Source organism: Microcoleus sp. S36a_B3 (assembly GCF_036700745.1).
Taxonomy (GTDB): Bacteria; Cyanobacteriota; Cyanobacteriia; order Cyanobacteriales; family Microcoleaceae; genus Microcoleus.
Window position 1 is genome coordinate 33,953 of sequence record NZ_JAUBPN010000037.1, and the last position, 2,274, is coordinate 36,226.

At 40.4% G+C, this 2,274-nt stretch carries 2 protein-coding genes; one reads left to right on the forward strand and one right to left on the reverse strand.

From position 1 onward, the window contains the following. Positions 1–246: 246 nt before the first annotated feature. On the reverse strand, positions 247–1,389 hold the full coding sequence (locus QUA01_RS24805; protein WP_333093634.1) for an IS4 family transposase: 1,143 nt from the start codon (positions 1,387–1,389) through the stop codon (positions 247–249). A 287-nt stretch (positions 1,390–1,676) separates the two neighbouring features. Between QUA01_RS24805 and QUA01_RS24810 the strand changes: the two genes are divergently transcribed. Next, complete coding sequence (locus QUA01_RS24810) at positions 1,677–1,982, forward strand: hypothetical protein (RefSeq protein WP_333195128.1); 306 nt, start codon at positions 1,677–1,679, stop codon at positions 1,980–1,982. Positions 1,983–2,274 lie beyond the last annotated feature (292 nt).

Consider the following 2,274-nt stretch of genomic DNA (forward strand, 5'->3'; position numbering starts at 1 on the left):
TTGGTGATCGTACAATCTGCCGAACGTCATATATCGATATCTGAGGTACGGGTTGTAAACACAGAGTTAACTTTGATCGCAGTCTTGGGATGGTGAGCTCGCCTAATCTACCGAAATGCACTCGGTGAACGTCATATATCGATATCTGAGGTACGATTCTCAAAACCGAGTTAACTTTGAGAATAGTCTTGGGATGTGGCGATAGACTAAGGTTGAACTTCATATACTGACGGGGTGACAACCCCGTTAAAACATAGACTGAATCAAGGACATAGCTCTCATACCCTTCTGAAAAAATGGCAATTTATTAGGTCTTATTTTCATTAATTCAACAACTATTTCCTGACAATATTCTATGCCTAATACCCAGGATTGACCCGATAATCCAATCCAAAAGCTACTATGCCGAGCTACAGTTCGCCCACTTTCTGTGAGCCGACCCACATATTTTTGAATGCCCATTCTTTTAATTTTGTCTCCTTGAAAAATAGCGCAAGTATATGCAAAAGCTATTAATAAAATCAAGGTTTTTAAGCGCTCGTCACAAGCGTGACTTTTTTCGAGGTTATAGCCTCCTGTCTTGCAATCTTTGAACATAGCTTCGATCCCACTTCGACATCTAAATGTAGCTACAGCTTCTTTTAAAGTTCCTACATTTGTGAGGAGATACCAACCTTCATCTTCAACATGACCTTGATATCGACGCTTCCAATAACCTGCGATATCAAACTTGCCAAATCCTGTTTGCTTCGTCACTTTAACATCCCTAAAATAAAAGCTAGTACCTGGCATCAAACCCAACTCACTCAATCGCTTATATTCTTTACCTGCTTGTTCAATATATCGCCCCTTTTGTATTCTTAAAACAAACCTTACATTCTTATCACACAGCCATTTTCCCAGTTTGACACTCCCAAATTCGCGGTCTCCTATTATCACAAATTTATATTTCTTTAACAAGGTCAGGATTGGGGCAATCAATCTTTTTTGATCTTGGATATTACTACATCCTTTTTTCGGTAAAATTTGCCAGTATAATGGTAATGCTCTCCGCTGAAATATCAGGCTGATGACAAAGATATTTTTGTCCCGCCACTGCGTTCTATCAATGGCAACTCTCAACTCTTTTTCCTGGTTAACTTTAGTTCTTAAAATGTATTTAATGAGGGGAAACCACAGATTCTCAACATTGAGAATAGGTAGCTTCAAAAATCTTTGAATTCCTCGTCGCCTGCTCTCAAACAAAATTGGATAAGGCATTAATGTTGCCAGGGATTCAATGCTCACTTGTTTCTTGATTTGAAGCAGAAAAATGAAAATACTCAGGGTTAAGTATTCTGCTTGTTTCAGTTGTTTCTGGAAACAAATTTGGTAAAATGGAGGTAACATTTTCTATAGATGGGGTTGTTTAACGATATTGAGCCCATCTTTTTTTACCATAAATCGGTCAAACCTTTGTTAGCTATGGGTTTTAACGGGGTTGTCACCCCGTCAGGAAGAAACCGCAAGATTCTTACAGCCTCAAAGAGAACAACGCAGAGTTAGCAGAAAGAGAAAGTGCTGTAAGTGAAGCCAATAAAGCTACTCTCAGTAAAGATGCTCAACAAAAGCAAGCGACTCTGAAAGAAATTGTCCAACAAAACGTAGAGCAAACTAATCGCGAGAGCCAAAATTCAATGGAATTGGGTGCTGATTCAGAAGGTCAAGATGTCACACAGAACATTATGAGAAATATATCTCAACAAAGTGCGATCGCAGCTCAACAAGCAGCCTTATCAGCAGAAAATCAAAGTGCCTTAGTTATGCAGGGCCAGCAAGCGCAAATTGACCGCAGTCTTGCCAACATTCTCAACGCTCAACAGGCAGAAGAACTTAACGAAATCAACACCGCCCAGAGACGGCAGGATGCTGCGGCTGCTACCGCTTCTTCTACTCAAGCTGGATTGTTTCAAATGCCGGGAGGCATCACCTTGGGTGAATAAGGGGAAGGGGAAGGGGAAGGGGAAGGAAGGATAAATTTTCTACTTTTGAGTTGAACCTTCTTCTGTCACTTATCAAATTGTAAATAATCAACTCCCCAATGTAGAAAATGACAGGATTTTCCCCAAGTTTTTCAACCCTTTCCCTTCCCCCTTCCCCTCTCCTCCCCCTTCCTCAACTCCGAAACTAGCACTAATTAGTAGCAAGTAAAGCTAATCAATACTTCGGACAGTTTTTAAGCAGCGAGAGTACCATAGGATAGGACTGACGGAAGGTTAGGGTGATTTAAAATTA